This window comes from Actinorhabdospora filicis (assembly GCF_030269765.1).
GTDB classification, from domain to species: Bacteria; Actinomycetota; Actinomycetes; order Mycobacteriales; family Micromonosporaceae; genus Actinorhabdospora; species Actinorhabdospora filicis.
In genome coordinates this window covers 790,389-813,833 of the sequence record NZ_BSTX01000004.1, presented here as the reverse complement: position 1 = coordinate 813,833, position 23,445 = coordinate 790,389, and the positions used below count along the sequence as shown (strand labels likewise).

23 protein-coding genes and 1 pseudogene are annotated in these 23,445 nt (G+C 71.3%); 13 read left to right on the top strand and 11 right to left on the bottom strand.

The annotated features are described in order from the left end of the window. Positions 1 to 10: 10 nt before the first annotated feature. Complete coding sequence (locus QSK10_RS28840; RefSeq protein ID WP_285666380.1) at positions 11 to 1,084, bottom strand: hypothetical protein; 1,074 nt, start codon at positions 1,082 to 1,084, stop codon at positions 11 to 13. A 202-nt stretch (positions 1,085 to 1,286) separates the two neighbouring features. Here QSK10_RS28840 and QSK10_RS28835 point away from each other — a divergent pair, with 202 nt between their 5' ends. The 4 genes from QSK10_RS28835 to QSK10_RS28820 all read left to right on the top strand — a co-directional run bounded on the left by QSK10_RS28835 (position 1,287) and on the right by QSK10_RS28820 (position 4,321). Then, on the top strand, positions 1,287 to 1,778 hold the full coding sequence (locus tag QSK10_RS28835; RefSeq protein WP_285666379.1) for a sigma factor-like helix-turn-helix DNA-binding protein: 492 nt from the start codon (positions 1,287 to 1,289) through the stop codon (positions 1,776 to 1,778). Next, the gene (locus QSK10_RS28830; RefSeq protein ID WP_285666377.1) at positions 1,775 to 2,743 is read left to right on the top strand and encodes a hypothetical protein; all 969 of its coding nucleotides are present in this window, start codon (positions 1,775 to 1,777) and stop codon (positions 2,741 to 2,743) included. Before QSK10_RS28835 ends, QSK10_RS28830 begins: the two co-directional genes overlap by 4 nt. Before the next feature lie 91 nt (positions 2,744 to 2,834). After that, positions 2,835 to 3,338 (top strand): SigE family RNA polymerase sigma factor, encoded by a 504-nt coding sequence (locus tag QSK10_RS28825; protein WP_285666376.1) that lies wholly within the window; start codon positions 2,835 to 2,837, stop codon positions 3,336 to 3,338. After that, the gene (locus QSK10_RS28820) at positions 3,335 to 4,321 is read left to right on the top strand and encodes a hypothetical protein (RefSeq protein ID WP_285666375.1); all 987 of its coding nucleotides are present in this window, start codon (positions 3,335 to 3,337) and stop codon (positions 4,319 to 4,321) included. Before QSK10_RS28825 ends, QSK10_RS28820 begins: the two co-directional genes overlap by 4 nt. 45 nt (positions 4,322 to 4,366) lie before the next feature. Here the strand turns inward: QSK10_RS28820 and QSK10_RS28815 are convergent. Further along, positions 4,367 to 5,266: pseudogene (locus QSK10_RS28815) on the bottom strand (RNA polymerase subunit sigma-70); the annotation flags it as partial. Positions 5,267 to 5,337: 71 nt separating this feature from the next. Between QSK10_RS28815 and QSK10_RS28810 the strand changes: the two are divergent. Then, positions 5,338 to 5,742 carry an SgcJ/EcaC family oxidoreductase gene (locus QSK10_RS28810; protein WP_285666373.1) on the top strand — a complete coding sequence of 135 codons (405 nt, stop codon included), beginning with the start codon at positions 5,338 to 5,340 and terminating at the stop codon, positions 5,740 to 5,742. 174 nt (positions 5,743 to 5,916) lie between these two features. Here QSK10_RS28810 and QSK10_RS28805 read toward each other — a convergent pair whose 3' ends face one another. From QSK10_RS28805 to QSK10_RS28790, 4 genes are all read right to left on the bottom strand, one after another. Beyond that, on the bottom strand, positions 5,917 to 6,321 hold the full coding sequence (locus QSK10_RS28805; protein WP_285666370.1) for a roadblock/LC7 domain-containing protein: 405 nt from the start codon (positions 6,319 to 6,321) through the stop codon (positions 5,917 to 5,919). Next, entirely contained in the window at positions 6,318 to 8,651 is a 2,334-nt protein-coding gene (locus tag QSK10_RS28800) for an ATP-binding protein (RefSeq protein ID WP_285666369.1), read from the bottom strand. Before QSK10_RS28800 ends, QSK10_RS28805 begins: the two co-directional genes overlap by 4 nt. A gap of 165 nt (positions 8,652 to 8,816) precedes the next feature. Continuing rightward, positions 8,817 to 9,992: an ABC transporter substrate-binding protein gene (locus QSK10_RS28795; protein ID WP_285666367.1), complete on the bottom strand. Its 1,176-nt coding sequence runs from the start codon at positions 9,990 to 9,992 to the stop codon at positions 8,817 to 8,819. A gap of 76 nt (positions 9,993 to 10,068) precedes the next feature. Further along, positions 10,069 to 10,548, bottom strand: coding sequence for a pyridoxamine 5'-phosphate oxidase family protein (locus QSK10_RS28790; protein WP_285666366.1), 480 nt, complete (start codon positions 10,546 to 10,548; stop codon positions 10,069 to 10,071). Between the two features lie 162 nt (positions 10,549 to 10,710). On the opposite strand from QSK10_RS28790, the gene QSK10_RS28785 reads away from it, so the two are divergent. The 3 genes from QSK10_RS28785 to QSK10_RS28775 all read left to right on the top strand — a co-directional run bounded on the left by QSK10_RS28785 (position 10,711) and on the right by QSK10_RS28775 (position 13,093). After that, on the top strand, positions 10,711 to 11,262 hold the full coding sequence (locus tag QSK10_RS28785; RefSeq protein WP_285666365.1) for a SigE family RNA polymerase sigma factor: 552 nt from the start codon (positions 10,711 to 10,713) through the stop codon (positions 11,260 to 11,262). Next, on the top strand, positions 11,259 to 12,344 hold the full coding sequence (locus tag QSK10_RS28780) for a hypothetical protein (RefSeq protein ID WP_285666364.1): 1,086 nt from the start codon (positions 11,259 to 11,261) through the stop codon (positions 12,342 to 12,344). The genes QSK10_RS28785 and QSK10_RS28780 overlap by 4 nt, the downstream gene beginning before the upstream one ends. Positions 12,345 to 12,433: 89 nt before the next feature. Then, positions 12,434 to 13,093 carry an O-methyltransferase gene (locus tag QSK10_RS28775; RefSeq protein ID WP_285666363.1) on the top strand — a complete coding sequence of 220 codons (660 nt, stop codon included), beginning with the start codon at positions 12,434 to 12,436 and terminating at the stop codon, positions 13,091 to 13,093. A gap of 6 nt (positions 13,094 to 13,099) precedes the next feature. On the opposite strand, the gene QSK10_RS28770 is transcribed toward QSK10_RS28775, so the two are convergent. Then, on the bottom strand, positions 13,100 to 14,620 hold the full coding sequence (locus QSK10_RS28770; RefSeq protein WP_285666362.1) for a N,N-dimethylformamidase beta subunit family domain-containing protein: 1,521 nt from the start codon (positions 14,618 to 14,620) through the stop codon (positions 13,100 to 13,102). 186 nt (positions 14,621 to 14,806) lie between these two features. On the opposite strand from QSK10_RS28770, the gene QSK10_RS28765 reads away from it, so the two are divergent. Continuing rightward, entirely contained in the window at positions 14,807 to 15,100 is a 294-nt protein-coding gene (locus tag QSK10_RS28765; RefSeq protein ID WP_285666360.1) for a DUF397 domain-containing protein, read from the top strand. Positions 15,101 to 15,200: 100 nt separating this feature from the next. On the opposite strand, the gene QSK10_RS28760 is transcribed toward QSK10_RS28765, so the two are convergent. Then, a complete protein-coding gene (locus QSK10_RS28760) occupies positions 15,201 to 15,962 on the bottom strand; it encodes an ABC transporter permease (RefSeq protein ID WP_285666357.1) in 762 nt (253 codons plus the stop codon). A gap of 5 nt (positions 15,963 to 15,967) precedes the next feature. Beyond that, positions 15,968 to 16,930 (bottom strand): ATP-binding cassette domain-containing protein, encoded by a 963-nt coding sequence (locus QSK10_RS28755; protein ID WP_285666453.1) that lies wholly within the window; start codon positions 16,928 to 16,930, stop codon positions 15,968 to 15,970. Positions 16,931 to 17,196: 266 nt separating this feature from the next. Between QSK10_RS28755 and QSK10_RS28750 the strand changes: the two genes are divergently transcribed. Together QSK10_RS28750 and QSK10_RS28745 are read left to right on the top strand one after the other, a co-directional pair. Next, on the top strand, positions 17,197 to 17,844 hold the full coding sequence (locus QSK10_RS28750; RefSeq protein WP_285666354.1) for a PadR family transcriptional regulator: 648 nt from the start codon (positions 17,197 to 17,199) through the stop codon (positions 17,842 to 17,844). Between the two features lie 50 nt (positions 17,845 to 17,894). Continuing rightward, positions 17,895 to 18,197 carry a hypothetical protein gene (locus QSK10_RS28745; protein WP_285666353.1) on the top strand — a complete coding sequence of 101 codons (303 nt, stop codon included), beginning with the start codon at positions 17,895 to 17,897 and terminating at the stop codon, positions 18,195 to 18,197. 408 nt (positions 18,198 to 18,605) lie between these two features. On the opposite strand, the gene QSK10_RS28740 is transcribed toward QSK10_RS28745, so the two are convergent. Then, complete coding sequence (locus QSK10_RS28740; RefSeq protein WP_285666352.1) at positions 18,606 to 19,133, bottom strand: DUF4396 domain-containing protein; 528 nt, start codon at positions 19,131 to 19,133, stop codon at positions 18,606 to 18,608. A 290-nt stretch (positions 19,134 to 19,423) separates the two neighbouring features. Between QSK10_RS28740 and QSK10_RS28735 the strand changes: the two genes are divergently transcribed. Both QSK10_RS28735 and QSK10_RS28730 read left to right on the top strand, forming a co-directional pair. Next, positions 19,424 to 21,172, top strand: a complete 1,749-nt coding sequence (locus tag QSK10_RS28735) for an acetyl/propionyl/methylcrotonyl-CoA carboxylase subunit alpha (protein ID WP_285666351.1) — start codon at positions 19,424 to 19,426, stop codon at positions 21,170 to 21,172. A gap of 74 nt (positions 21,173 to 21,246) precedes the next feature. Next, positions 21,247 to 22,677 carry a GuaB1 family IMP dehydrogenase-related protein gene (locus tag QSK10_RS28730; RefSeq protein ID WP_285666350.1) on the top strand — a complete coding sequence of 477 codons (1,431 nt, stop codon included), beginning with the start codon at positions 21,247 to 21,249 and terminating at the stop codon, positions 22,675 to 22,677. 62 nt (positions 22,678 to 22,739) lie between these two features. Here the strand turns inward: QSK10_RS28730 and QSK10_RS28725 are convergent, their stop codons facing one another. Next, positions 22,740 to 23,330, bottom strand: coding sequence for an acyltransferase (locus tag QSK10_RS28725; RefSeq protein WP_285666348.1), 591 nt, complete (start codon positions 23,328 to 23,330; stop codon positions 22,740 to 22,742). Positions 23,331 to 23,445 lie beyond the last annotated feature (115 nt).

Below are 23,445 nucleotides of genomic sequence, written 5' to 3'. Positions count from 1 at the left end.
GGAGACGCCCCTAGTCGGGGGCGATGATGTGCCCGAGCACCGCACCGGTCGGCGAGGAGAAGGCCTCACCGGCGGGCCGGATACCCGGAAGGGCGAAGAAGGACGGCTCGGCGCCGGCGAGTACGGCGGCGGCTCCGCCGTTCCCGTACGCCGTCATCCGTCCCGATCCCGCCCCGGGCGCGCACCCCGAATCGGAGCACGGCAGCGGCGCGCAGGGCGCCGCGGGCAGGCTCTCGCCTGCCGGAACCGGGACCACGGCGAAGTGCGGCGCGTCCACGTGCGCCGCCGCGTGGTCCCCGGCGGCGTGAGCCGCCGCGTCCGCGGGGTGAAGGTCGGCGGCCGGCCGCGGAAGGCACGCGACTACCGCACCGGCGTCCAGGGGACGGCCGACGGCGGTGTCAGCGGCGGGGCCGCTCGACCCGGGTTCGGTCACCGTGTCGGCGACCGCCCCGAGGACGGGGAAGAGCACCGCGGTAACGCGGTGCGCCAGGCCCGGCGTGGCCGCGGTGGCCTCGCCGGAATCCGACAGTGACGCCAGAGCGGGCGTCACGGTCGTACGCGTCACGTCGTCGACCAGCGTCGAAGACGTCCGCACCACGCCCTTGGCGATGGTGCCGAGCGGGTCGCCGTGCGAAGCAGGTGCGGCATCGCGCGGACGACCGGTGTCCGAGGTGCAGCCGTCGCCGCACACGAGCGTGCCGACGACCTCCCCCGCGACCGGCTCCATCTCGGCCGAGGCGTCCCCGGCCGTGCCCTCGACCGTGCGGCCGAGGTTCGCCATCAGGGCGACGGCGGTGTGGCGGTGGCCCTTGAGGACCGACCCCTTGAGCAGGGAGTCGTCCATCGAGGCGCCCACCACGTGCCCGACGTCGCCCATGAGCGACGCCGAGGCCGGAGCCAGCCCCACCGCGGTCGGTTCGTCACCGACACCGGCGGCCTGAGCCGAGGAGCCGTCGAGGCTCCAGCCGAAACCGACCGCGCCACCGACAGCGAGGAGACCGAGCCCCAGCCGGAACAGCCAGGACCGCGCACGACCGGGCACAACGCGGCGCGCACCGCGTGTGACCTGCGACGTGTACGGCATGATGGCTCGCTCACTGTCGGCGCCGGCCGTTCCGGCGCTACCGGAATGATCAACGATCAAGGGATCGGAGGGATACGGACCTAAGGGAATTTTTTCCGATACCTGAAGAAAAAGGTCATTCACTTCTTTTCCGGCCCTCGGCGTGACCTCCGCCCACCGTCACCTCGTATCCCCCGCCGACCCCACCCGAACCGAGGCGCCCATGACACCCGAGCAAGACCGCGACTACCGCGACTACGTGGTCGCACACACACGACGGCTCTGCCGCTTCGCCTACCTCTGCTGCGCCGACTGGCGTCGCGCCGAGGACGTCGTCCAGACCGCGCTGGTGCGCCTGTACGCGAGCTGGAACCGTGCCCGGCGCACCACACCGGACGTCTACGTCCGGCGGCTCATCGTGGCCGCGCTGATCGGCGAGCGCGGCTTCCTCCGCCTCCGCCGGGAGCCGATCCCCGACGTCCCGCCCGAGCCCGGCGACGAGCCGGTCCTGATCTCGGCGCTGCTGCGCCTGCCGAAGCGGCAGCGGGCGGCGGTCGTCCTGCGCTTCTGGGAGGGCCTGCCCGCCGAGCGGGCGGCGTCCGTCCTGGGCTGCTCGACCGGCGCCGCCGAGAACCTTGCCGAGCGGGGCGTCGCGGCCCTGCGCGGGCTGCTGGCGGACCCGTCCCTCGTGATCGCCGAAGGAGCGACATCGTGACCGAGGACCTGCGAACGCGCCTCGACCGGGAGTTCGAGGACTGCACGCCCGACATCATCATCGACTCGGCCGGCTTGATGGAGCGCGGGAAGAGGAGGAAGCGGTCCCGCTACGCCGTGGCGGGGACGGCGGCGCTGGCGCTGGTGATGGCGCTGGTCGTGGTGGTCGGGAACCTGCCGGGCCGGGGCGGGACGCCGAACCCGACGACCTCCGGGAGCCCGGTGCCGGTGGCGCAGCCGGAGTTTCCGCTGCCGGGGGATCTGGCTCCCGAGGAGGTCTACCACTGGGTCGGCCCGCCCGGCATCGAGGACCTGCCCGACAACCCCGAGATGACCCGGTTGCAGGAGGCGCTGCTGGACCGGCTGCGCGCCCACGGAGCCAACCCCGACGGGCACCTGATGCGATACCGGGATGGCCTGGAGGCCGAGTCGGCCGATACACGCGGCGACCAGCAGGCGCGCTGGGACCGGATGCTCACGACGAGGCTGATCTACACGGGAGTCATCAGCAACCTGTCGCCCGGCACGGGCCCGGACGGGCGAGCCGACTTCATCGACTCCTTCGACGTCCAGGCACTGCCCAAGGGCTCGTTCGAACGCGGCCCCGGCTCCATCGGTTTCGACGGGCACAGCATGACCTCCAGCTCGGTGCACCTCTACACCTGCGACGACTACGCCGACAAGGTCGGCGACGGCTATGTCATGGGCGACGTGGACAACACGTGTGTCACCACCGACCTGCCCGATGGCGGGCAACTGGTGACGATCGAGTCGCGCACGATCGGGCGCGGCAACGAGGGCCCGCGCGGCAGTGACACCGCGATCCTGTTCCTGGCCAACGGGAACGCCTACATGATCACGAACGTGTTCGGCCATGTGGCCGAGAAGGTTCTGCGGGATCCGACCATCCCCGCCGCCGAGCTCGGCGAGCTCCTCCGATCCCTCCCCGAAGTGATCATCTACTGACCCCGGGCCCGGAGAGGTCGGCGCGCGAGCGTGACCTTCCCGGGTCCCCACCTCGTATCCTCCGCCGACCCCACCGGAACCCGAGGCGCCCATGACACCCGAGCAGGACCGCGACTACCGCGACTACGTCGCCGCCCACACCCGCAGACTGTGCCGCTTCGCCTATCTCTGCTGCGCCGACTGGCATCGCGCCGAGGACGTCGTGCAGACCGCGCTGGTGCGCCTGTACGCCAACTGGAACCGGGCCAGGCGCAAGTCGCTGGACGCCTACGTCCGGCGGATCATCGTCAACGCGCTCATCGACGAGCACCGGCTCTTCCGTTTCCGGCGGGAGAAGACCACCGACGTGCTCCCCGAGCGTCCCGTCACGCCCGACGCGCCCGAGGAGCGGCTGGTGCTGATCTCGGCGCTGCTGCGGCTGCCGAAGCGGCAGCGGGCGGCGGTCGTCCTGCGCTTCTGGGAGGACCACACGGTCGAGCAGACCGCGACGATCCTGGGGTGCTCCACGGGCGCGGCGAAGAACCTGACGATGCGCGGCCTGAGCACCCTGCGCGACCTGCTGGGCGAGCCCGGCTTTGAAGGGAGCGCGACGTGACCGAGGATCTGCGCGCCCGCCTGGACCGGGAGTTCGAGGACTGCACGCCCGACATCATCATCGACTCCGCGAGCCTGATGGACCGGGGCCGGAGGCGAAAGCGCTCGCGCTACGCCGTCATGGGGACGGCGGCCTTGGCGCTGGTGATGGCCCTCGCCGTGGCCATCGGGAACCTGCCGGGGCGGGACGGCCACCCGAACCCGACGACCTCGGGCAGCCCGGTGCCGAAAACGCAGCCGGACTTCCCACTGCCCGAAGACCTCGACCTGAGCGCGCCGTCCCACTGGATCAGCGAGCCCGGGTCGGAGAACGCGGTCGCCACCAACCCGGAGACGGTCCGGCTCCACGAGGCCCTGCTCGCCCGGCTTCGTGATCACGGCGTCCACCCCAACGACGACTCCACCTTCGGGCGATCGCTGGGTGGACTCGAACTCGACTCGACCCCGTTCACCACCGACATGGTCGCCCGCTGGAACGCCAGGCTCTCCGAGCAGGTCGCCTACCAGGGTGGCGTGCTGGACCTGCGCCCCGGCCCGTATCCGACCTCCGGCAGGCCGGAGGTGAACGGCTACTTCAGCTTCGAGGCGGTGTCGAAGGGCTCCTTCAAGCGCGGCCCCACGTCCGCGAGCGACAACGGCCACGGGGAGGTCAGAAGTGCCGCCTACTTGTACACCTGCGACGACTACACCTCATGGGTCGCCGACGGGTACATCGTGGGCGACTGGGACAACACGTGCGCGACCACCGACCTGGCCGATGGCGCACAACTGGTGACGATCGAGTCCCGGCGGACCCCTCCTCCGAACGGCACCGAGGCCCGGGCCGGTATCGACACCGCGATCCTCTATCTGCCCAACGGGAACGCGTACATGATGAGCACCCGGCTGAGGACCCTTGACGACGGCGCCCTCGCTCCCCCGAGGCTGTCGGCCGCCCAGCTCGGCGAGATCCTGCGCTCCCTGCCCGAGGTGATCGTCTACTGAACCCGGGGAGCGGCGGGTCTACGGGGGTCCGCCGCTCCCCACCTCTCACAACCGCTCCGGCAGCCCGAAGCGCCCGAAGAGCTCCGGGACGACCCACACCGTGTTGCGCGCGACGCGGGCGTCCCGCACGTCGAACACCTGAAGCGAGTGCGCGACGCCCGCCGCGTAGGCGGCCACGCCCGGCTGGCCGTTCGCCCACACCGGGAGCATCCGCCACTCGGTGCCGGCCATGCCGTAGACGCGTTCGATGAAGGACGCGTAGTGCGCGCGGCCGATGAGCCAGTTGAGCACCGGCGGCATCTCCAGGATCGCGTCGCGCGCCAGGAGCCGGGACAGTCCCTCGACGTCGGCGGCCTCGAAGGCGGCGACGTAGCGGTCGACGACCTCGCGGGCGGCGGTGGCGTCCACGTCGTGCTCGGCGAGGCGCCCGACGCGGGCGCGGGCGCGCTGGAGCGCACTGTTCACAGCGGCGACCGAGGTCTCCAGCAGCACCGCCACCTCGGCGGCGGGGAAGTCGAGGACGTCGCGCAGCAGCAGCACCGCCCGCTGCCTGGCGGGCAGGTACTGCACCGACGCCACGAACGCCAGGCGCATGCTCCCCCGCGCGGCGGCCTCCTCGGCCGGGTCGCACGGGAACGGCGCCAGCCACGGCACCTCACCCGGGCGCAGCGGGCCGTGGGGGTCCTCGTCGGGCGCGGCGAGGTCCATCGGCAGCGGACGCCGCCCCCGCGAGCGCAGCGCGGTCAGGCAGGCGTTGGTGGCGATCCGGTAGAGCCAGGTGCGGAACGAGGCGCGCGAGGCGTCGTAGTCGCCGCGGGCGCGCCAGGCGCGCAGGTAGGTCTCCTGGACGAGGTCCTCGGCGTCCTCGGGCGTGCCGAGCATGCGGTAGCAGTGCGCGGTGAGCTCGCGGCGGTAGCGCTCGAAGTCGTCCACCCGAAGATTTCTAGCGCGGGACCGATGAGTTCGCCACCGCCCGCCGGTAGATACCTCCGAAACCCGTTTCTAGGAGGAGACAGATGAACGACGAGAAGGCCGCCCTGGCCACCATCGACGCCGTGTACGAGGCGTGGACGCGAAACGACGCCGCCGCCTTCGCCGCGCGGTTCCTGGACGACGCTACCTCCGTCATGCCCGGCGTGTACCGCGCCGGGGCCGCCGAGATCGGCGAGCGGATGGCGGAGAGCTTCGCCGGTCCCCTCAAGGACTCCCACGTGGACGGCGAGTACATCTCGGTCCGGTTCCCCGCCGAGGGCACCGCCGTGGTGACCGCGCGCAACGCGATCGTGTTCGCCGGGGAGGAGTTCGCCGGGGCCGGGGAGGTGCCGGAGGGCCGCTGGGTCGTGGCGACCTGGACGCTGATCCGCGCCAATGGAGCGGACGGGGAGTGGAAGGTCGCGGCCTACCACAACAGCCCTGCCTGAGACCCCGCCCGACCGGGTGAGGTGGCGGGGTCGCGGTTCCGGAGGGACCGCGGCCCCGCCGCCCGCCGGGAGGACGCGCGGCCGGGCCCATCGCGGTCGGCGGCTCGTCCGGCTCGCGACCCGATCCCGTTCGGGCCACCGTCACACCCATGGAGCCGGTCGTCCCGTGCCGTCCTAGTAGTCCACCCTCATGTTGTGCCGGGCCTGCGGGGTCAGCGCCGGGCCCACCTTGTTGATCAGGTCGGCCAGTTCGTGCGCGACCTGCCCGATGTCGCAGCCGAAGCCCGCCAGGGCCAGCAGGCTGGCCCCGTTCGACACCGCCATCGAGAACATGTAGCCGCCGTTCATCTCCGTCAGGTTGCTGATCACCGGGTCGGCTCGCATCGACCGCGCCGCGCCGGCGAGGAGGCTGGTGAGTCCCGAGGCGATGGCCGCCAGTCGCTCGGCCTCTTCGCGGGGCAGTTCGTGGTTGGCCGCGATCAGGAGCCCGTCGGCGGCCACGGCGATCACGTGTGACACGTGCGGGACGCGTGCGACGAAGTCGTTGACCAGGAAGTCGACGTTGAAGCTGGTGGTCACGTGGTGGTCCTCGGTTCGTTGTTCCGGCCGTTGCGGCTTCCGGTGAGGCCCCGGGCGTACGCGACGTACGTCGCGCCGATCGCGGCCGGGTCGCGGCGGATGGGGCCGGTTGCTGGCGGGTTGGGGCTCGGTGTCGCCGAGCCGTATGAGGTCATGGGCCGCCGGCGGGGCAGGCCGTCGGGTCCGATCTCGACGGGCTCGGCGGTGGCCGGCCGTCGCTCGAAGTGGATGACGGGCAGGACTTCGGTGTCCACGATCGATGGTGCTCGGCGCTCGCCACCCCGCCGGAACAGCGGCGCCTCCCGCCGGACGGGGACGGTGGCGGGCTCGCCGAGGCGGCGCTGGTGCTCCGGCGAGGGCTCGAAGTCCACCAGCGAGCCGGGAATGGTCACCTCCACGCGGATGCCCTTCTCGCCGCCGGGGACGAGCCGGACGGCGATGCCGTGCCGCCCGGCGAGCATGCCGACCACGGTGAGCCCCATCGCCTGGAGCGACTCCAGGTCCAATGGGGACGCTCCGGTGAGGCGCTCGTTGAAGCGCGCCAGCCGTTCCGGCGCGATGCCGATGCCCTGGTCGGTGACCTCCACGGCGACGTGGTCGGCGAGGAACCGCGCCGAGACCGTGGCGGGGCTGTTGGAGTAGCGCGTGGCGTTGTCGATGAGCTCGGCGAGCAGCTGGACGGCGTCGTCGACCACGCCGGGCTTGATCCAGATCCCGTCGTCCACTGTGGAGTAGTTGACCCGGGTGTAGTGCTCGGTGTGGCTCTGCGCGGCGCGCAAGACGTCGGACAGGCTCTCGTTGGAGCGCCGGACCTTCGCCGCCGAGGCGCCGCCGAGGACCAGCAGGCTGTCATTGGCGCGGCCCTGGAGGGACACCAGGTGGTCGAGCCGGAAGAGGCGCTCCAGCTGGTCGGGGTCCTGCTCATTGAGCTCGGCGGCGTCCAGTTCGGCGGTGAGGCGGCCGGTGAGGCTGTGCCCGCGCCGGGCGAGGCGGACGAACATCGCGCCGATGTGGACGCGCAGCATCGCCTGCTGCGCCGCGACCCGGATCGCCTCGCGGTGGACCATGTTGAACGCGCCGGCCACCTCGGCCAGCTCATCGGATCCGGCCTCCCGCAGGGGCGGGGTGGTGCGCTCGGCGAACTCCTCGGGCGTCAGCCCGGTCAGGTCGCGCTGCTCGTCGACCTGGCGGACGGCGGTGGGCAGCTCGTGGCGGGCCACCCGGCGGGCCGAGTCGCGCAGCCGCCGCAGGCCCCGGGTCACCGAGCGACCGAGCCACAGCCCGATCAGCACGGCCAGGACGAGGGTGAACACGACCAGGCCGCCCTCGATGAGCACCCGCCGGGTCACGTCCTCGCGGATGACCTCGGCGCGTTCCACGGTCCGCAGGAAGACCGTGTCGATCGCGGCGGTGGTGGCGGCGTGGCGGGCGTCGAAGGCGACCATGAGGGCCGCGTGGCCGACCGCGATCGCCTCGTGCGAACGGGATGTGGCCACCTTCTGCTCGAAGGCGTTGGCCGGGCGGGCGTCCTTGGCGCCCAGGCCGCCCGACTCGAAGCCGGTGCCCTCGGCGCTGATGCGCCGGTACTCGGTGAGGGCGCGCTCGCGGTCGCCGATGAGTTCCATGATCGGGCGGTACGAGGCGTCCAGGGGCTGCCCGTCGACCAGGCCGAGGCTCAGGACGCGCAGCCGCTCGGAGCTCTCGTCGGCGGTGGCCAGCAGCGCGGCGGCGCGCAGGTTCTGGTTGAGCGGGGCCTCGGCCTCGTCCACGGCGTGGTCGAGGACGCCGACCAGGCGGCTGACGGCGGCACTGTAGACGGTCAGGTGGACGCGCTCGATGTCGCCGTGGGCGGCGGCGCGCACCACCGCCAGTCGCGACAGCGGCTTGGACGCCGAGTCCAGCAGCGGTTTGACGACGGGATCGTCGGCGAAGGTGGCGCGGGCGGCGTCGAACTCCTTGAGGCGCTCGTTGGAGGCGATGACGGCGGCCTCGAAGCCGTCGAGGGTCTGGCCCAGGACGGCGTTCTCCTTGAAGACCTGGACGGCGGCCTGCGTGCGCTCGTCCTGCATCGCCCGGATGAGCCGGGCGGTGGTGTCGGCCAGGCGCACCAGGTCCTCGGTCTTGGCCGCCACCGAGGCCTCGTCGGCGGAGTCGCCCAGGCGCACCGACGAGATCCCGGCCAGGGCGAGCACCGGGATGAGCAGCATGAGGGCGAGTTTGGTGCGGATGCGCACCGAGGAGGGCCGCAGGCGGCTTAACCAGCGCCCGGCCCGCGACTCCCGCCGTTCGTCCACAGTGTTCTCCTTCGGCGCGCGGGCCTCCGCGGGCACCGTGGATTCCTTAGGTTCGCGAGACACCGCCGCCCTCACCGTCCCGTCGGTCTGCCGAGTTCATCGTCACCGGCCCTCGCCGATCGCACCACAGAGTGATGAATGGAAAACCCTGAATGTCGATGCCATTCGGGGGCGTCGTTCTTTGGGAGGTCATCGCACGCCTCAGCGGTCCAGAAGGGTAAGGCGGCCGTCCTTGACCATCTGGACCACCGGCTTCTGGTAGACCTCGCCGTCCTCGTCGATGGAGAGGCTGCCCAGAATCGTGTCCAGCTCCAGGATCTGGCCGAGGTTGTCCTTGATCGCCTCGCGGTTGCCGTCGCAGTCGGCGCGCACGGCGACGTCGATCAGCTGCGCGGCGGTGAAGGCCTGCGCGGCGAACTGGTCGGGCGCGCGGCCATAGGCGGCGGTGAAGGCGTTGATGAAGTCCTCGTTGCCGGTGGTGCCCGAGGACGCGCTCCAGGCCCCACCCACGATCAGGTTCTCGGCGGCCTCGCCGAGCTTGCCGATCATGAACGGCGAGTTGAAGGCGTTCCCGCCCACGATCGGCGAGCTGATGCCCATCGAGCGCGCCTGCTTCACCAGCGGAATCGTGGCCCCCGGGAGCGCCGACAGGACCACCGCGTCCGGCTTGGCCGCCGCCACCTTGCCCAGCTGCGCGCCGAACTCGGTGTCGGTGGTCTTGAAGGACTCGTCCTCCACGATCCGGATCCCCTCGTGCTCCAGGGTCTCCTTCATGGTGGTGTAGGCCGAGGAGGTGAACTCGTCGACCGAGTCGTGCAGGATCGCCACCGTCTTGAGGTTCAGGGCCTGCTTGGCCGCCGGGATGCTGGCCGCCAGGGCGTACTGCTCGGGCAGCGAGTCGCGGAAGATGTAGTCGCCCAGTTGCGGGATGCCCTCGGCGGTGGTGGAGATGCCGATCGCCGGGACACCGGCCTCCTGGGCGTCGCCGAACGCCGGGAAGGCCACACTGGACAGTGTCGGGCCGACCAGGACGCTGACCCGGTCGGTGTTGATCAGCTTCTCGTAGACGGCCACGCCCTTGTCGGGGCTGGTCTCGTCGTCCTCCAGCAGCACCTCGTAATGGACGCCTTTGCGCTCATTCAGTTGCTTGAAGGCCAGTTCGAGACCTTGCTTCTGGTACTCCCCGGCGAAGGCGGCGCCGTTGGTGAGGCTCAGCACGAGCCCGACCTTGACCGGGGCGGCGATGACGCACTCGCTCCCCGAGCCCACGCCCTTCAGGTCGCCGCCGGGGCGGTTCCCCTCGTCGGGCGTGCAGCCCGCCGCCAGGAGGACCGTCACCGCGGCGACCACGGCCGTTCCGGCCTGCTTTAACCGCATCGTTCTCCTCGACTCTCGCGAATCCGCCGGGGCACGGTACGTGAACCTACCGTGGACCGGGCGCGAGGTCGAGTGCTCAGGCGGTCTCGGCGGGGATCTCCACGCGCGGCCCGCCGGCGTGATCGATCTCGTCGTAGAGGACCCAGCCCGTCACCTCGACCCGGTAGATCCGGTGATGGGTCTCCCCCGCCGCCAGCCGCGCCGGGTCGATGGCCCCGGCCGCGCTCGGCCAGCGGCCGACGTAGGCGGCGATGTCGTCGTCCACATCGGAGGTCGGCAGCTCCCGTGCCACACCGGTGAACGACACCCCGCGCACCGGCTGCCCCAGCTCCGCCAGCTCGATGGCCAGCAGGGCACCGGCCACCCGGGCGTCGGAGCGGATGTTCACGCAGTGGAAACGCGTGGGCCGCGAGATGAACCAGAGCCGGTCGGGCGCGAAGGCCGTGGCGCACCACAGATTGCACATCGCCGGGGCGCCGTCCGGCGAGAGCGTGGCGAGCTGGACGGCCTTGGCGGAGGAGACGTACTCCTCCAGGATCTTGCGGGCGTCGACCATCGGGTCTCCCTCCATTGTGGATGGAAATGGTACCGAAGGGGAACGGATGGTGACAGGTCGTGACGAGGCCCGGTCATCGGCGAAAAGAATCTCCGGCGCGAGGGCAACCCCGGGCCCGCTCGTCCTCGTATGTTGCCCCGTACCCGAAGACGGGAGCCATTCGTGAGATCCGACCAGGAAGCCGAGTTCCGGCAGTACGTCACCGCGCGCGCCGACCGACTCCGGCGCTTCGCCTACCTGTGCTGCGGTGACTGGCATCGGGCTGAGGACGCCGTCCAGACGGCGTTCATCAAGCTCTACGGGGCCTGGCATCGGAAGAACTCGGTGAACTTCGACCGCTACGTGCGCCGCACCATCACCAACGTCCTCATCGACGAGGGCCGCCTGGCGTGGTTCCGGCGCGTGCGCAGCGTCGGCGAGCCGCCCGAACCACCGCCCGCCGACGGCGCCGACCGCAAGGTCGACCGCCTCACCATCATGGACGCCCTCGCGCGCCTCCCCAAGAGGCAGCGGGCGGTGGTGGTCCTCCGCTACTGGGAGGACCACTCGATCGAGCAGGTCGCCGAAGTCCTGCGCTGCTCGACGGGAACGGTCAAGTCGCAGGGCGCGCGCGGCTTGCGGACGCTGCGCGCCCTGCTGGCCGATTCCATGCCGGGCCGGGGGATCCCGGTACCCGATGCCTTCACGGAACAGACCATTGGAGCCACATCATGACAGAGGATCTCAAGATCCTGCTGGACGAAGCCTCGTCGTCCGGCTCACCGCCCCTGGCGTTCTCCGCCGAGGACGTCGTCGCCAAGGGCCGCAGGCGATCGCAGCGGCGGACCGGTTTCGCCGGTGCCGGGCTGGCCGTCCTCACCGTCCTGGCGGTGGGCGCCGGGGTGGTGCTGAACGGCGGTGGCGGCGGTTCGCCGGTCGCCGCCGGCGAACCGTCGCCGTCGGACTCGTCGCCCTCGGTCTGGGTCACGCGCCTGTACCCGCCGGAAGGCGCGCCGGTCTACTGGGGCTCCACCTGGGCCACGCGCGACGCCACCGGCGACGCGATCTCGGCCACGCTGGCCGCCTATCTGAAGCAGCACTACCCGAACGTGAAGAACGTGCTGTGGGGTCCCGGCGAGGCGCCTGAATACAACAACACCAAGACGCTGGTGGACCCGGCCGACCCGGGCTCCTCGTTCCGGATCGACCGCTACCAGGCGATGCTCACCACCAGCCGCGACGGCAGCTACTCGGTGATGATGGACATGGTGCCCATCTACCGCAACTGGAGCGGGGAGACCGGGCCGGGCGACGACATGGGCGGCGGCGATAACGCCGACCCTGTCGGCAACGACGAGGGCATACAGCTCGTCGTGGACGGCGGCGACGGGACCGAGAACGTGGAGGCGCTGCGGGTGGCGGTGTTCCCGGCGAACACCTACGTCCAGGGCTTCGACTCCTCCGCGGAGGGCACCTTCAGCCCGACCGGCGGGCGGCTGATCTCCGGCTGCGACGAACAGACCGAGCCCGGTGAGCACGGGAAGCCCGACACGAAGATCACCTTCGAGTGCGACGAGACCACCGGCCCCAATGGCGAGCGGATCCTCACCTCCGTGCGCACCGCGTGGTGGAAGGGATCCCCGATCACCGACTACACCGCGGTGGTCTACCGGGCCGACGGCACCGCCGTGGTCCTCGGCACCAAGGCCGAGAAGCCGATCGGCTGGAAGCAGGGGCAGTCCTTCGACCGTGAACCGGGCCTGAGCATGGCCGACATGATCGCGATGGCCCTGGCCGTCCCGCCGGTGACCTTCTGACCGAACAGCGAACGGCGGCCCGGGGACGAACACGCCCCGGGCCGCGTCGCACGCCCCGTGAGGCCCCCGCTACCGGTACGGTCTGCGGCATGAGCCGACGTTCGATCAACCTCATCCCCGAGCTCGACGACTACGCGCGCGCCCACTCCACGCCGACCGATCCGCTGCTGGCGGAGCTGATCGAGGAGACCTACTCGGTCCTCCCCGACCGGGCGCAGATGCAGATCTCCCCCGAGCAGAGCAAGTTCCTCACCATGCTCTCGCGCACCCTCGGCGTCCGGCACGCCGTGGAGATCGGCACCTTCACCGGCATGTCCTCGCTGTCGGTGGCGCGCGGCATGGCCGCCGACGGCAAGCTCATCTGCTTCGACATCAGCGAGGAGTTCACCTCCATCGCCCGCGCCTACTGGGACAAGGCCGGGGTGGCCGACCGGATCGAGCTGCGCATCGGCGACGCGAAGTCCACTCTGGACGACCTCGACCCCGCGCCGGTGGTGGACCTGGCGTTCATCGACGCCGACAAGACCGGCTACCCCGTCTACTGGGAGAAGCTCGCGCCGCGCATCCGCCCCGGCGGCTACATCATCGTGGACAACGTCTTCCAGGGCGGCCGGATCATCGACGACGCCGTGACCACCCCGGAGGTGATCGCGATGCGCGCGTTCAACGACGCGGTGGCCGCCGACGACCGCTTCGACGTGGTCATGCTGTCGATCGCCGACGGGCTCACCCTCGCGCAGCGCAAGTAGCGAAACTCAGGCCGGCGGGCCGATCATCCGCCCCAGCAGGTTGGTGGTGGCCCGCCGGACGTGCTCGTTGATCTGGCCCTCCTTGTACAGGGCCAGCGGCCAGAAGAACGTGCCCGCCACGAACACCATGGTCCCCGAGTCGTACTCGACGAGACTGGTGTTCTGGACGCGCTTGTGCGCGCCCCGGTGCTTGTACGGCGAGGCCGACAGGAGCGTCCGCTGCGCGCCCGACGGGTTCGGCGAGGCGCCGTCGACGCCGTCGGCCTCGATGGCCACCATCGCCGGGATCTTGTCCCCGTTCTTCAGGCCCGTCCCGCTCCAGAACCAGTGCCGCGCGCCCTTGACCACCAGGGGTTCGGGCCGGTGCGGGAGCCCGTTGTACATGACGCCGATGAGCGCCTGCTCGGCCATGCCGGGCAGGTCCCGGAACTTCACCGTGGTGCCCTCGTCGCCCGCGTAGGGGTCGGGGGCCTCCTTGTAGCAGGTGACGTGCCCGTGCGCGACGCCGTTGGAGTCGGGCTCGACGCGGGTGTGCCAGTAGACGTTGTTGGCGCCCAGGAACGCCACATGCGTCCCGGCGGCCAGGGCGTCCTCCAGCGCCGAGCGCATCGGCGTCGTCCAGTACTCGTCGTGCCCGGGGAACACGATCGCCTTGTACCGCGAGGGATCCACGCGCCCGGCGTGCAGGTCCACACTGGACGCGTAGGTGGCGTCGTAGCCGTTGCCCTCGGCCCAGTGCACGAAGTTCTGGTCCATCTCGAACCACACCGGCAGCCCGGCGTCCTGGTAGGGACGGCGGAAGCACACCGTGAAGGCGCGGTTCTTGTGCCCGCCGAGGGTCCCGTCGGGATTGTGGCCGTTGTAGAAGCTCTTGCCGCTGCGGCCGATGACCGGCCACAGGTTGTAGCCCTGGTAGGTGGTGAACGGCAGGACGACGAGCAGGTCGGCGGCCCGGTCCAGCTCGCGCACCACGAACGGCGTGTACCCGCGGCGCCCGGAGACGGTGTCGAAGACCGCGATGTAGGTGCCCGAGGTCCACGACCTGGGCACGCCCAGCGTCCACGACACCGGCCACTCGCAGCCCACCGAGCCGGTCTCCGGGTCGCAGTCGGGGATCTGGCGCGCCGAACCGGCCAGCGGCGGGCTCGTGGTCATCAGCCGCGCGCCCGCGCCCTGGTAGTGACCCAGCCGGTAGATGGAGATCCGGTACTGCTCGGCACCCGATGTGGACACGTGGAAGTCGATGGTCTCGCCGCGCTCCACCGAGGTCAGCGAGGCGTAGCCCTGGATCTCGCCGTGCGCGTCGGTGGACGTGGCCACGCCCCGCGCGTCCGGGCGCCAGCGGCGGTCCCCGGTCTCGGCGTTCTCGGTGGCCACCGGGTTGCGGTCGGTGTGCCCGGGCCGCCCGGGTATCTCACCGCCCCCGGCGTATCCGGCCGCGCCCAGGACGCCGATGCCCATGGCGCCCAGGATGGCGCGGCGGGTGAGCGTCCGTCTCTTCTTCTTCGGCGTGAACTCGCTGGTCAACTTCTGCCCCCGTGACACCTCGGCGCGTGATCTCTGAGCGTAGGTAAAGAGCGCCGGACCCACCCGGACGGAAACGGCGGACCGGGGAACTTCAGGTGACATTCCGGCGAACCGCGCGCGGCGGGACCGGCGCGTTGCCGCCGACGGCCTTCTATCGTTGAACCCGGTGACGAAAAGGAGTCTCACGTGCACGAACACCCGCTCAAAGGCCAGTTCGACGAGAAGGCCGCCGACTGGCGCCGCTCGACGAACCTGGACGGTAGCCCCGGAAAGCTCGAAGTCGGCTTCGCCGCCGACGGCCTGGTCGGCCTGCGCACCGTCGACGACCCCGACACGATCCTGATCTACACCCCCGAGGAATGGGACGCCTTCGTGGCGGGCGCCAAGGACGGCGAGTTCGACGTCGAGGTCCTCGAAGAGGACGCTCGCCAGGCCTGGGAGGAAGAGGACGCCGCCGCCGCGCGCGGCGAGTCCGGCTGATCCCCCGGCCCACTGAGCACGCGAGAAGGGGCGGGACCCGAAGGTCCCGCCCCTGTCGTGTGCGCCGCTACTAGGCGGCGGCCCGCCCGACTCTGTACCTTTACGCCGCTGCGCGGCCGAACTTACGGGCCGACCAGATCACCAGCAGCACCATCAGCCCGCCGATGAACAGCGCGGCCTGCCAGATCGACGGGGAGTGCAGGTCGCCGTTGAACAGGGCCCGCGCGGCGTTGACCGCGTAGGCGAACGGGTTGAACTTGGCCACCGTCTGGAGCCAGTCCGGGGCCAGCGCCATGGGCAGCATGATGCCCGACAGCAGCAGCACCGGCTGGGTGACGGTGTTCAGCAGCGGCGCCAGGGCGTCCTCGCTCTTGAGGACGATCGCCACGCCGTAGGAGGCCGCCGACAGGGCCAGGCCGATGCCGATGACGATGAGCATCATCAGGCCCAGGCCGTCCCAGTTGATGGTGAGGCCGCCGATGGGCGCCGAGAGCAGCACGAGGATGAGCGCCTGGAAGACCAGGGTCGTCACGTCGCGCAGGGAGCGGCCCAGCAGCAGCGAGAGGCGGCTGACGGGGGTGACGCGGAAGCGCTCGATGACGCCCTCGCGGATCTCGGCGATGAGCCCGAAGCCGACGAAGAGCGTGCCGAACATGGCCAGCATGATCACCAGGCCGGGCACGAACGTCTCCATGGCCCCGGCCTCGAAGCCGGGCATCTTCTCCATGTTGTCCAGCAGCGGGCCGAACAGGATGAGGTAGTAGAGCGGCTGGATCAGCATGATGAAGATCCAGGTGGGCTGGCGGATGACCAGTCCCATCTGGCGCGAGTAGACCAGCCAGGTGTCCCGCAGAAGTTTCATGGTCCCTAGTTCCCTTCCCGCAGCGAACGGCCGGTCTGCCGCAGGAAGACGTCGTCGAGGCTCGGGCGGTGCAGTTCGATCGAGGCGGGGGCGACGCCCGCGCCGTCGAGGGTGCGCAGGATCTCCGGCAGCGCCGAGGATCCGTTCTCCACGTAGAGGCGCAGGCGGGTGACGTCGGCGGCGTCGGCCTCGTCGGTCTCGATCTCGCGGACGTACTCCGCCGGGCGCAGCAGGTCGGCGGCGACGGTGGCGTCTCCGGTGACGCCGATGAGGACGATGTCCCCGGCGATCTGGCGCTTCAGCTCGATCGGCGTCCCCTCGGTGACGATCGTGCCGTGGTCGATGATGGCGAGCCGGTCGCACAGGGCGTCGGCCTCGTCGAGGTAGTGCGTGGTGATGAAGACCGCGGTGCCGCGCTCGCGCAGCTTGCGGATCTCGTCCCACATGTGGGCGCGCGCCTGCGGGTCGAGCCCGGTGGTGGGCTCGTCCAGGAACAGCAGGGACGGCTGGTGGACGGTGCCGAGGGCGACGTCCAGGCGGCGGCGCTGGCCGCCGGAGTAGGTCTTGACCTTGCGGTCGGCGAACTCGACGAGCTCGAAGGCCTCGATGACCTCCTGTGCGCGCTCGCGGGCGGTGGCCTTGGGCAGCTCGTACAGGCGGCCCTGCATGACCAGTTCCTCGCGGGCGGTCACCTCGCCCCAGGTGCCGCCGGACTGGCCGACGTACCCGATCTGGCGGCGGACCTGCGCGGGCTCCTTCAGCAGGTCGGCGCCGGCGATGCGCGCGCTCCCACCGGTGGGCTGGAGCAGTGTGGACAGCATGCGCAGGGTGGTGGTCTTCCCCGCGCCGTTGGGGCCGAGGAAGCCGAAGATCTCGCCCTCCTTGACCGTCAGGTCGACACCGCGAACGGCCTCGACGTCGCCTTTCCGGCCGCGGTAGGTCTTCCGCAGCCCTTTCGTCTCGATCAGCATTGCGTTCTCGTCTCCCGAATTCCGTGGCCACGCGGCGTCGCACGAGCCTCCGTCGCAACGACGTCATAGTGCCGCCATGGCAACTCTCAGGCGACAGTAACTCATGTCCCGCGCGTTAGTCAACGTTGAATATAAACCCGAGTGCGACGGGGGCGCGCGTACCGATTCGGGCAGGTTCGCGCCCAAGCAGTTCACGCGGAGTGACGCAGGGTTGAACGGTGGCCCCATGATCGTCTTACTCAACGTCGGATAGCATTCACCACATGTGGACGACCCGCCTCATGCTTCTCGGCCTCGTGCGCTGGCTACAGCCGGTGCACGGCTACGAGCTGCTGCGCGAGCTGACCTCCTGGGGTGTGGAGGACTGGGCGAAGGTGAAGCCCGGGTCGATCTATCACGGGCTGAAGAAACTCACCGCCGACGGCTGCCTGGAGGTGGTGGCCACCGAGCAGGTGGACAACCGCCCGGCGCGCACGTCCTACAAGATCACCGCCAAGGGCGAGGCGGAGTTCCAGGAGACCCTGCGGGCCAAGCTGTGGGAGCTGGCGCCGATCCAGGACCCCTTCTTCATCGCCTGGAGCTTCGTGCCCGTCCTCGGCCGCCGCGAGGCCGCCGCGATGCTGCGCAACCGGGCGGCGATGCTGCGCGACGTGGTGGCCAAGCAGGAGGGGCTCCTGTCGCTGGCCTCCCCCACCGACTTCACCCGCGACAGCTTCCTGCCCACCCACGTCAAGCGCGCGCTGGAGCTGGGCCTGGAGGCCATGAAACTGTCGATCCGCTGGTGCGAGGAGACGGCCGTGGAGGCCGAGAACGGCACCCTCGGCATCGACGACATCCACCACATGGGCCCCGACGCGATCGAGCACTGGAAGCGCCACATCGCCACCCTCCCCGACCCCGGCGTGAGTTGACGCGCGGCAATACGATGCCGCATCCGGCAACCCCGAGAGAGGGGCTCATCATGCACGCCTACCCGTCGAAGATGACCGGCATCGGACAGCGCCTCCAAGGCGTGGCCGACCAGGCCAAGGGCGACGCCGACGCCCAGAAGGCCGGCTTCGAGAAGGCCGGCACCGGCAACGACGGGTTCACCGTCGTGTCCGCCGCCGCCCAGGCCGCCACGGACTGGCACGCGCAGGTGGTGACCGTCGCCGGGCGCGTCAAGAGCGCCGGGGGCGGGCTGATCCAGGCCGCCGCCGACATCAAGGGCACCGACGAGGACAACGAGCGCGGGATGCCGGTGGTACCGGTGATCGCGGCCTAGCCGGGAGCGGACCCGGCGCCAGGCCGCCATCGCCAGGGCCGCGCGGGAGTCCCGCGATGAGCCGGGCGGCCACACGCCCGAGACGCCTGACGACGGTGAGAGTGCCGCCGACCGGTTGCGTGCCGAGTGCGTCGCCATCGGCGAGTACGAGCGGAAGCGCGCCGCCGAGGCCCCCGAAGAAGAGGCCGCCTGGGAGCGCGAACGCTTCGGCGAGTTCGAGTCGCCCTGACACACCCGCGTCACGCCCCTGCGGCCGCGAGGCTCCCGCACCGGCGGGATGAACCCGCCCACGCCTCGTCCACGGCCACGAGGTGCGCGCCGTCCCCGCCCGCGCGGGGCACGCGAAAGGGCTCCCCGGAGGGAGCCCTGCGCACGTCTCAAGCCCTGCCGGGCGTCAGTACCCCCGGGTCAGTGCCCCGCGTGGTACTGGTGCACCACCGCGTGCCCCTTGCCCTTGCCGATGATCCACTTGTTGATCGGCGTGGTCACCAGGAACGCGATCAGCAGCGCCACCGCCAGTGAGCCCCAGAACAGTCCGCTGTTCAGGCCGGCGTCCATCGCGCCGGGGATGACCCACATCATCCCGTTGTCGATGATCTCCATGAACACGATCGACACGGTGTCGGCGGCCAGCGCGATCTTCACCATCTGCCCGAAGCCCAGGCCCGACTTGCGGATGCCCCACATGGTCAGCGCGTAGCCGAAGACGAAGGCCAGCACGATCGCGGTCACCGTGGTTGCGCCGTTGTGCCAGCCGAAGGCGGTGCCGATGACCAGGCCGAGGATCTCACCGATGGCGCAGCCCGTCAGGCAGTGCAGCGTCGCCTTCGCGGCGGCGCCCCAGCCGACCTTGCCACCCCCGTGCCCGGCATGACCGGCATGGCCCGCGTGCGGGTCGGCGTGCGAGCCGCCGTGGCCGTGGTGGTCGTGCGTCATCGGGCGATGGGCGGCGTGGTCGTGGCCCTCGTGACCTGTATGGTCCCCGTGGCCCGCGTGACCGGCGTGCTCATCGTGCATGGAGTGATCTTCGCGCACACCGTGGCCCTGGTGTTCCGTTCCGTGTCCCATGCACGAGAACATATACCCCCCTGGGGTACCTGTCCAGTGATGATCCAGTGAACCGGAGCACACTGGACCCATTGGCGGGCAGCGAAGTCCCCCGGCCCCGCGCGCGGCACTAGACTCCTTGCGGGCTTCGGGCCCGCTCACAGTGGAGGAGTGACGACGTGCGCAAGGTGTTGATCGCCAACCGGGGAGAAATCGCCGTCCGGGTCGTGCGGGCCTGCCGCGACGAGGGCCTCGATTCCGTGGCGGTCTACGCCGACTCCGACCGCGACGCCCCGCACGCCCGGCTCGCCGACGAGGCCTACGCGCTGGACGGCGACACCCCCGGCGACTCCTACCTGCGCATCGACAAGCTCCTGGACGTGGCCGCGCGCTCCGGCGCCGACGCCGTCCACCCCGGCTACGGCTTCCTCTCCGAGAACGCCGACTTCGCCCAGGCCGTCCTGGACGCCGGGCTGACCTGGATCGGCCCGACCCCGCAGGCCATCCGCGACCTCGGCGACAAGGTCACCGCCCGCCACATCGCGCAGCGCGCGGGCGCGCCCCTCGTCCCCGGCACCCCCGACCCGGTCAAGGGGCACGAGGAGGTCGAGGCCTTCGCCGACGAGTTCGGCCTGCCGGTGGCCATCAAGGCCGCCTTCGGCGGCGGCGGGCGCGGCCTCAAGGTCGCCCGCACGCGCGAGGAGATCCCCGAGCTGTACGCCTCGGCCGTCCGCGAGGCCGAGGTCGCCTTCGGGCGCGGCGAGTGCTTCGTGGAGCGCTACCTCGACCGTCCCCGGCACGTCGAGGCGCAGGTCGTGGCCGACACCCACGGCAACGTGATCGTGGTCGGGACGCGCGACTGCTCGCTCCAGCGCCGCCACCAGAAGCTCGTCGAGGAGGCGCCCGCGCCGTTCCTGTCCGGGGAGCAGCGCGCCACGATCCACTCCGCCGCCAAGGCCATCTGCCGCGAGGCCGCCTACCACGGCGCCGGGACGGTGGAGTTCCTCGTCGGCGAGGACGGCACCATCTCCTTCCTGGAGGTCAACACCCGCCTCCAGGTCGAGCACCCGGTCACCGAGGAGACCGCGGGCGTGGACCTGGTCCGCGAGCAGTTCCGCATCGCGCGCGGCGAGACCGTCGCCTTCGGCGAGGACCCGGCCCCGCGCGGCCACTCCATCGAGTTCCGCATCAACGGCGAGGACCCCGGGCGCGGCTTCCTGCCCGCCCCCGGCGCGGTCACCCGGCTGGTGTTCCCGGCGGGCCCGGGCGTGCGCGTGGACGCCGGCATCGAAGAGGGCACCGTCATCGGCGGCAACTTCGACTCGCTGCTGGCCAAGGTCATCATCACCGGCGCCACCCGCGCCGAGGCGATCGAGCGCGCCCGCCGTGCCCTGGACGAGATGGTCGTCGAGGGCATGGCCACCGCCCTGCCGTTCCACCGCGCGGTCCTGCGCGACGAGGCCTTCACCGATGAGCCGTTCCGCGTCCACACCCGCTGGATCGAGACCGAGTTCGTCAATGACATCCCGCCGTTCACCGGCGGCGCCGAGGCCGAGGCCCCGGGCGAGCGCGAGACCGTCGTGGTCGAGGTCGGCGGCAAGCGCGTCGAGGTGCGCCTGCCGGCCGGCTTCGGGGGCGGTACGGCTCCCGTGGCGGCCAAGGGCGGCCCGCGCAAGGGCGGCGCGCGCAAGAAGACCTCCGCCGCCGCGTCCGGTGACGCGCTGACGAGCCCGATGCAGGGCACGATCGTCAAGATCGCCGTCGAGGACGGCCAGACGGTCGCCGCGGGCGACACGGTCGTCGTCCTGGAGGCGATGAAGATGGAGCAGCCGCTGACCGCGCACAAGTCCGGCACCGTGACCGGACTCTCGGCGAACGTCGGCGACGTGGTGCCCTCGGGTGCGACGATCTGCGAGATCAAGGAGTAAAGGGCCTCCTGAAAGACCCTTTCCGGACCGCGGGCCGCTTCCCGTGGCGCTCTACCTGAACACGGGGCTTTTTCATGCGCTGGCTGCACGGTGAACCCGGCTATGACCTGACCTACTCCGACGTCTTCATGGTGCCCGGCCGCTCGTCGGTGGGTTCGCGCCTGGACGTCGACCTGTCCACCGGGGACGGCACCGGCACGACCGTCCCGATCATCGCGGCGAACATGACGGCGGTGGCCGGGCGGCGGATGGCCGAGACCCTGGCCCGGCGCGGCGGGCTGGCGGTCATCCCGCAGGACATCCCGGCCGACATCGTCGCCGAGGTCGTCTCGTGGGTGAAGGCGCGCCCGATCGTGCACGACACTCCGCTGACGCTGGGGCCGGCCGACACCGTCTCGGACGCGCTGGCGCTGCTGCCCAAGCGCGCGCACGGCGCGATCGTCGTCGTCGAGGACGGCCGTCCGGTCGGTGTGGTCACCGAGGCCGACTGCGCCGGGGTGGACCGTTTCACGCAGCTGCGCCGGATCGCCTCCACCGACCTGGTGACCGTCTCCGCCGACGCCGCCCCCGAGGCCGCGTTCGCCGAGCTGACCGCCCGCCGCCGCAAGCTCGCGCCGGTCGTGGACGGCGAGGGGCTGCTGGTGGGCATCCTGACCCGCCAGGCGGCGCTGCGGGCCTCGCTGTACCAGCCGAACCTGGACGTCTCGGGCCGCCTGCGGGTGGCCGCGGCGATCGGCATCAACGGCGACGTCTCGGCCAAGGCGCACCGCCTGGTCGAGGCCGGGGTCGACGTGCTGGTCGTGGACACCGCGCACGGCCACCAGGAGCGCATGCTGGACGCGCTGAAGCTGGTCCGCAAGGCCGCGCCGGGCATCCCGGTGGCCGCCGGGAACGTGGTGACCGCCGAGGGCGCCCGCGATCTCATCGACGGCGGCGCCGACATCGTCAAGGTCGGCGTGGGCCCGGGCGCGATGTGCACCACGCGCATGATGACCGGGGTGGGCCGCCCGCAGTTCTCGGCCGTCCTGGAGTGCGCGGCCGAGGCCCGCCGCCTGGGCCGCCACGTGTGGGCCGACGGCGGCGTCCGGCACCCCCGCGACGTCGCGCTGGCCCTCGCGGCGGGCGCGTCCAACGTGATGGTCGGCTCCTGGTTCGCCGGGACCTACGAGGCGCCCGGCGATCTCCACCGCGACGCCGACGGCCGCGCCTACAAGGAGAACTTCGGGATGGCCTCGGCGCGCGCGGTGCGGCTGCGCACCGCCGAGGACACCGCCTACGAGCGGGCCCGCAAGGCACTGTTCGAGGAGGGCATCTCCACCTCCCGCATGTACCTCGACCCGCAGCGGCCGGGCGTGGAGGACCTGCTCGACTCGATCGTGGCCGGGGTCCGCAGCGCGTGCACCTACGCGGGCGCCTCCAGCCTGGCGGAGTTCGCCGAGCGGGCCACCGTCGGCGTGCAGAGCGCGGCCGGGTTCACCGAGGGCGCGCCGCTCTCCGACTGGTAGAGCCCCGACGTCACACGCGCGGGACGCCCCGGGGCGTCCCGCGCGTGTTCTCGTCGATGTCCCTAGGCGAGGGTGAGGATCCCGTCGGCCTCGGCGTACTTCTCGCCGTTGACCGGGCAGCGCCACACGCCCTCGCCCTCGTCGATCAGCGGGCGTCCCGCGCGGCCCACCCAGCGGTGGAAGCGGGCCGGGTTGCCGATCACAAGCGCGAAGTCGGGGACGTCCCTGGTGACCACGGCACCGGCGCCCACGATCGCGAAGCGCCCGATCGTCACGCCCGCCACGACGACCGTGCGCGCGCCCAGGGCGGCGCCCTCGCGGACGGTCACGCCCGCGGCCTCCCAGTCGTCGGCGCTCTTGAGGCCGCCGTCGGGGTTCACCGCGCGCGGGTACTGGTCGTTGGTGAGGATCACGCCGGGTCCGATGAAGACACCGGCCTCCAGGCGGGCCGGTTCGAAGACCTGCGCGAGGTTCTGGATCTTGCACCGGTCGCCCACGCTCACGCCCGGGCCGATGTAGGTCGCCCGGCCGATGACGCAGTCGGCGCCGATGACGGCGTTCTCCCGGATCTGGCTCAGGTGCCACACCTTGGTGCCCTCGCCGATGCTCGCGCGGGGGTCGACGTCGGCGCTGTCCGCGATCGTTACTGTCACGCCGAGACCGTACCCGGTGAAAGTGACCGACCGCGCCGGGGCGAGCCCACGCGCCCGACGGCGACCGCATAGTCTCTATGACGTTCACGACACAGCACGATCTCGACATCTGCAC

Bases quoted from the DNA above. Each gene is read 5' to 3' on its own strand.
- QSK10_RS28760 (WP_285666357.1), bottom strand. From the start codon at position 15,962: ATGAAACTTCTGCGGGACACCTGGCTGGTCTACTCGCGCCAGATGGGA.
- QSK10_RS28825 (WP_285666376.1), top strand. From the start codon at position 2,835: ATGACACCCGAGCAGGACCGCGACTACCGCGACTACGTCGCCGCCCAC.
- QSK10_RS28790 (WP_285666366.1), bottom strand. From the start codon at position 10,548: ATGGTCGACGCCCGCAAGATCCTGGAGGAGTACGTCTCCTCCGCCAAG.
- QSK10_RS28740 (WP_285666352.1), bottom strand. From the start codon at position 19,133: ATGACGCACGACCACCACGGCCACGGCGGCTCGCACGCCGACCCGCAC.
- QSK10_RS28795 (WP_285666367.1), bottom strand. From the start codon at position 9,992: ATGCGGTTAAAGCAGGCCGGAACGGCCGTGGTCGCCGCGGTGACGGTC.
- QSK10_RS28745 (WP_285666353.1), top strand. From the start codon at position 17,895: ATGCACGCCTACCCGTCGAAGATGACCGGCATCGGACAGCGCCTCCAA.
- QSK10_RS28730 (WP_285666350.1), top strand. From the start codon at position 21,247: ATGCGCTGGCTGCACGGTGAACCCGGCTATGACCTGACCTACTCCGAC.
- QSK10_RS28780 (WP_285666364.1), top strand. From the start codon at position 11,259: ATGACAGAGGATCTCAAGATCCTGCTGGACGAAGCCTCGTCGTCCGGC.
- QSK10_RS28835 (WP_285666379.1), top strand. From the start codon at position 1,287: ATGACACCCGAGCAAGACCGCGACTACCGCGACTACGTGGTCGCACAC.
- QSK10_RS28810 (WP_285666373.1), top strand. From the start codon at position 5,338: ATGAACGACGAGAAGGCCGCCCTGGCCACCATCGACGCCGTGTACGAG.
- QSK10_RS28775 (WP_285666363.1), top strand. From the start codon at position 12,434: ATGAGCCGACGTTCGATCAACCTCATCCCCGAGCTCGACGACTACGCG.
- QSK10_RS28840 (WP_285666380.1), bottom strand. From the start codon at position 1,084: ATGCCGTACACGTCGCAGGTCACACGCGGTGCGCGCCGCGTTGTGCCC.
- QSK10_RS28750 (WP_285666354.1), top strand. From the start codon at position 17,197: ATGTGGACGACCCGCCTCATGCTTCTCGGCCTCGTGCGCTGGCTACAG.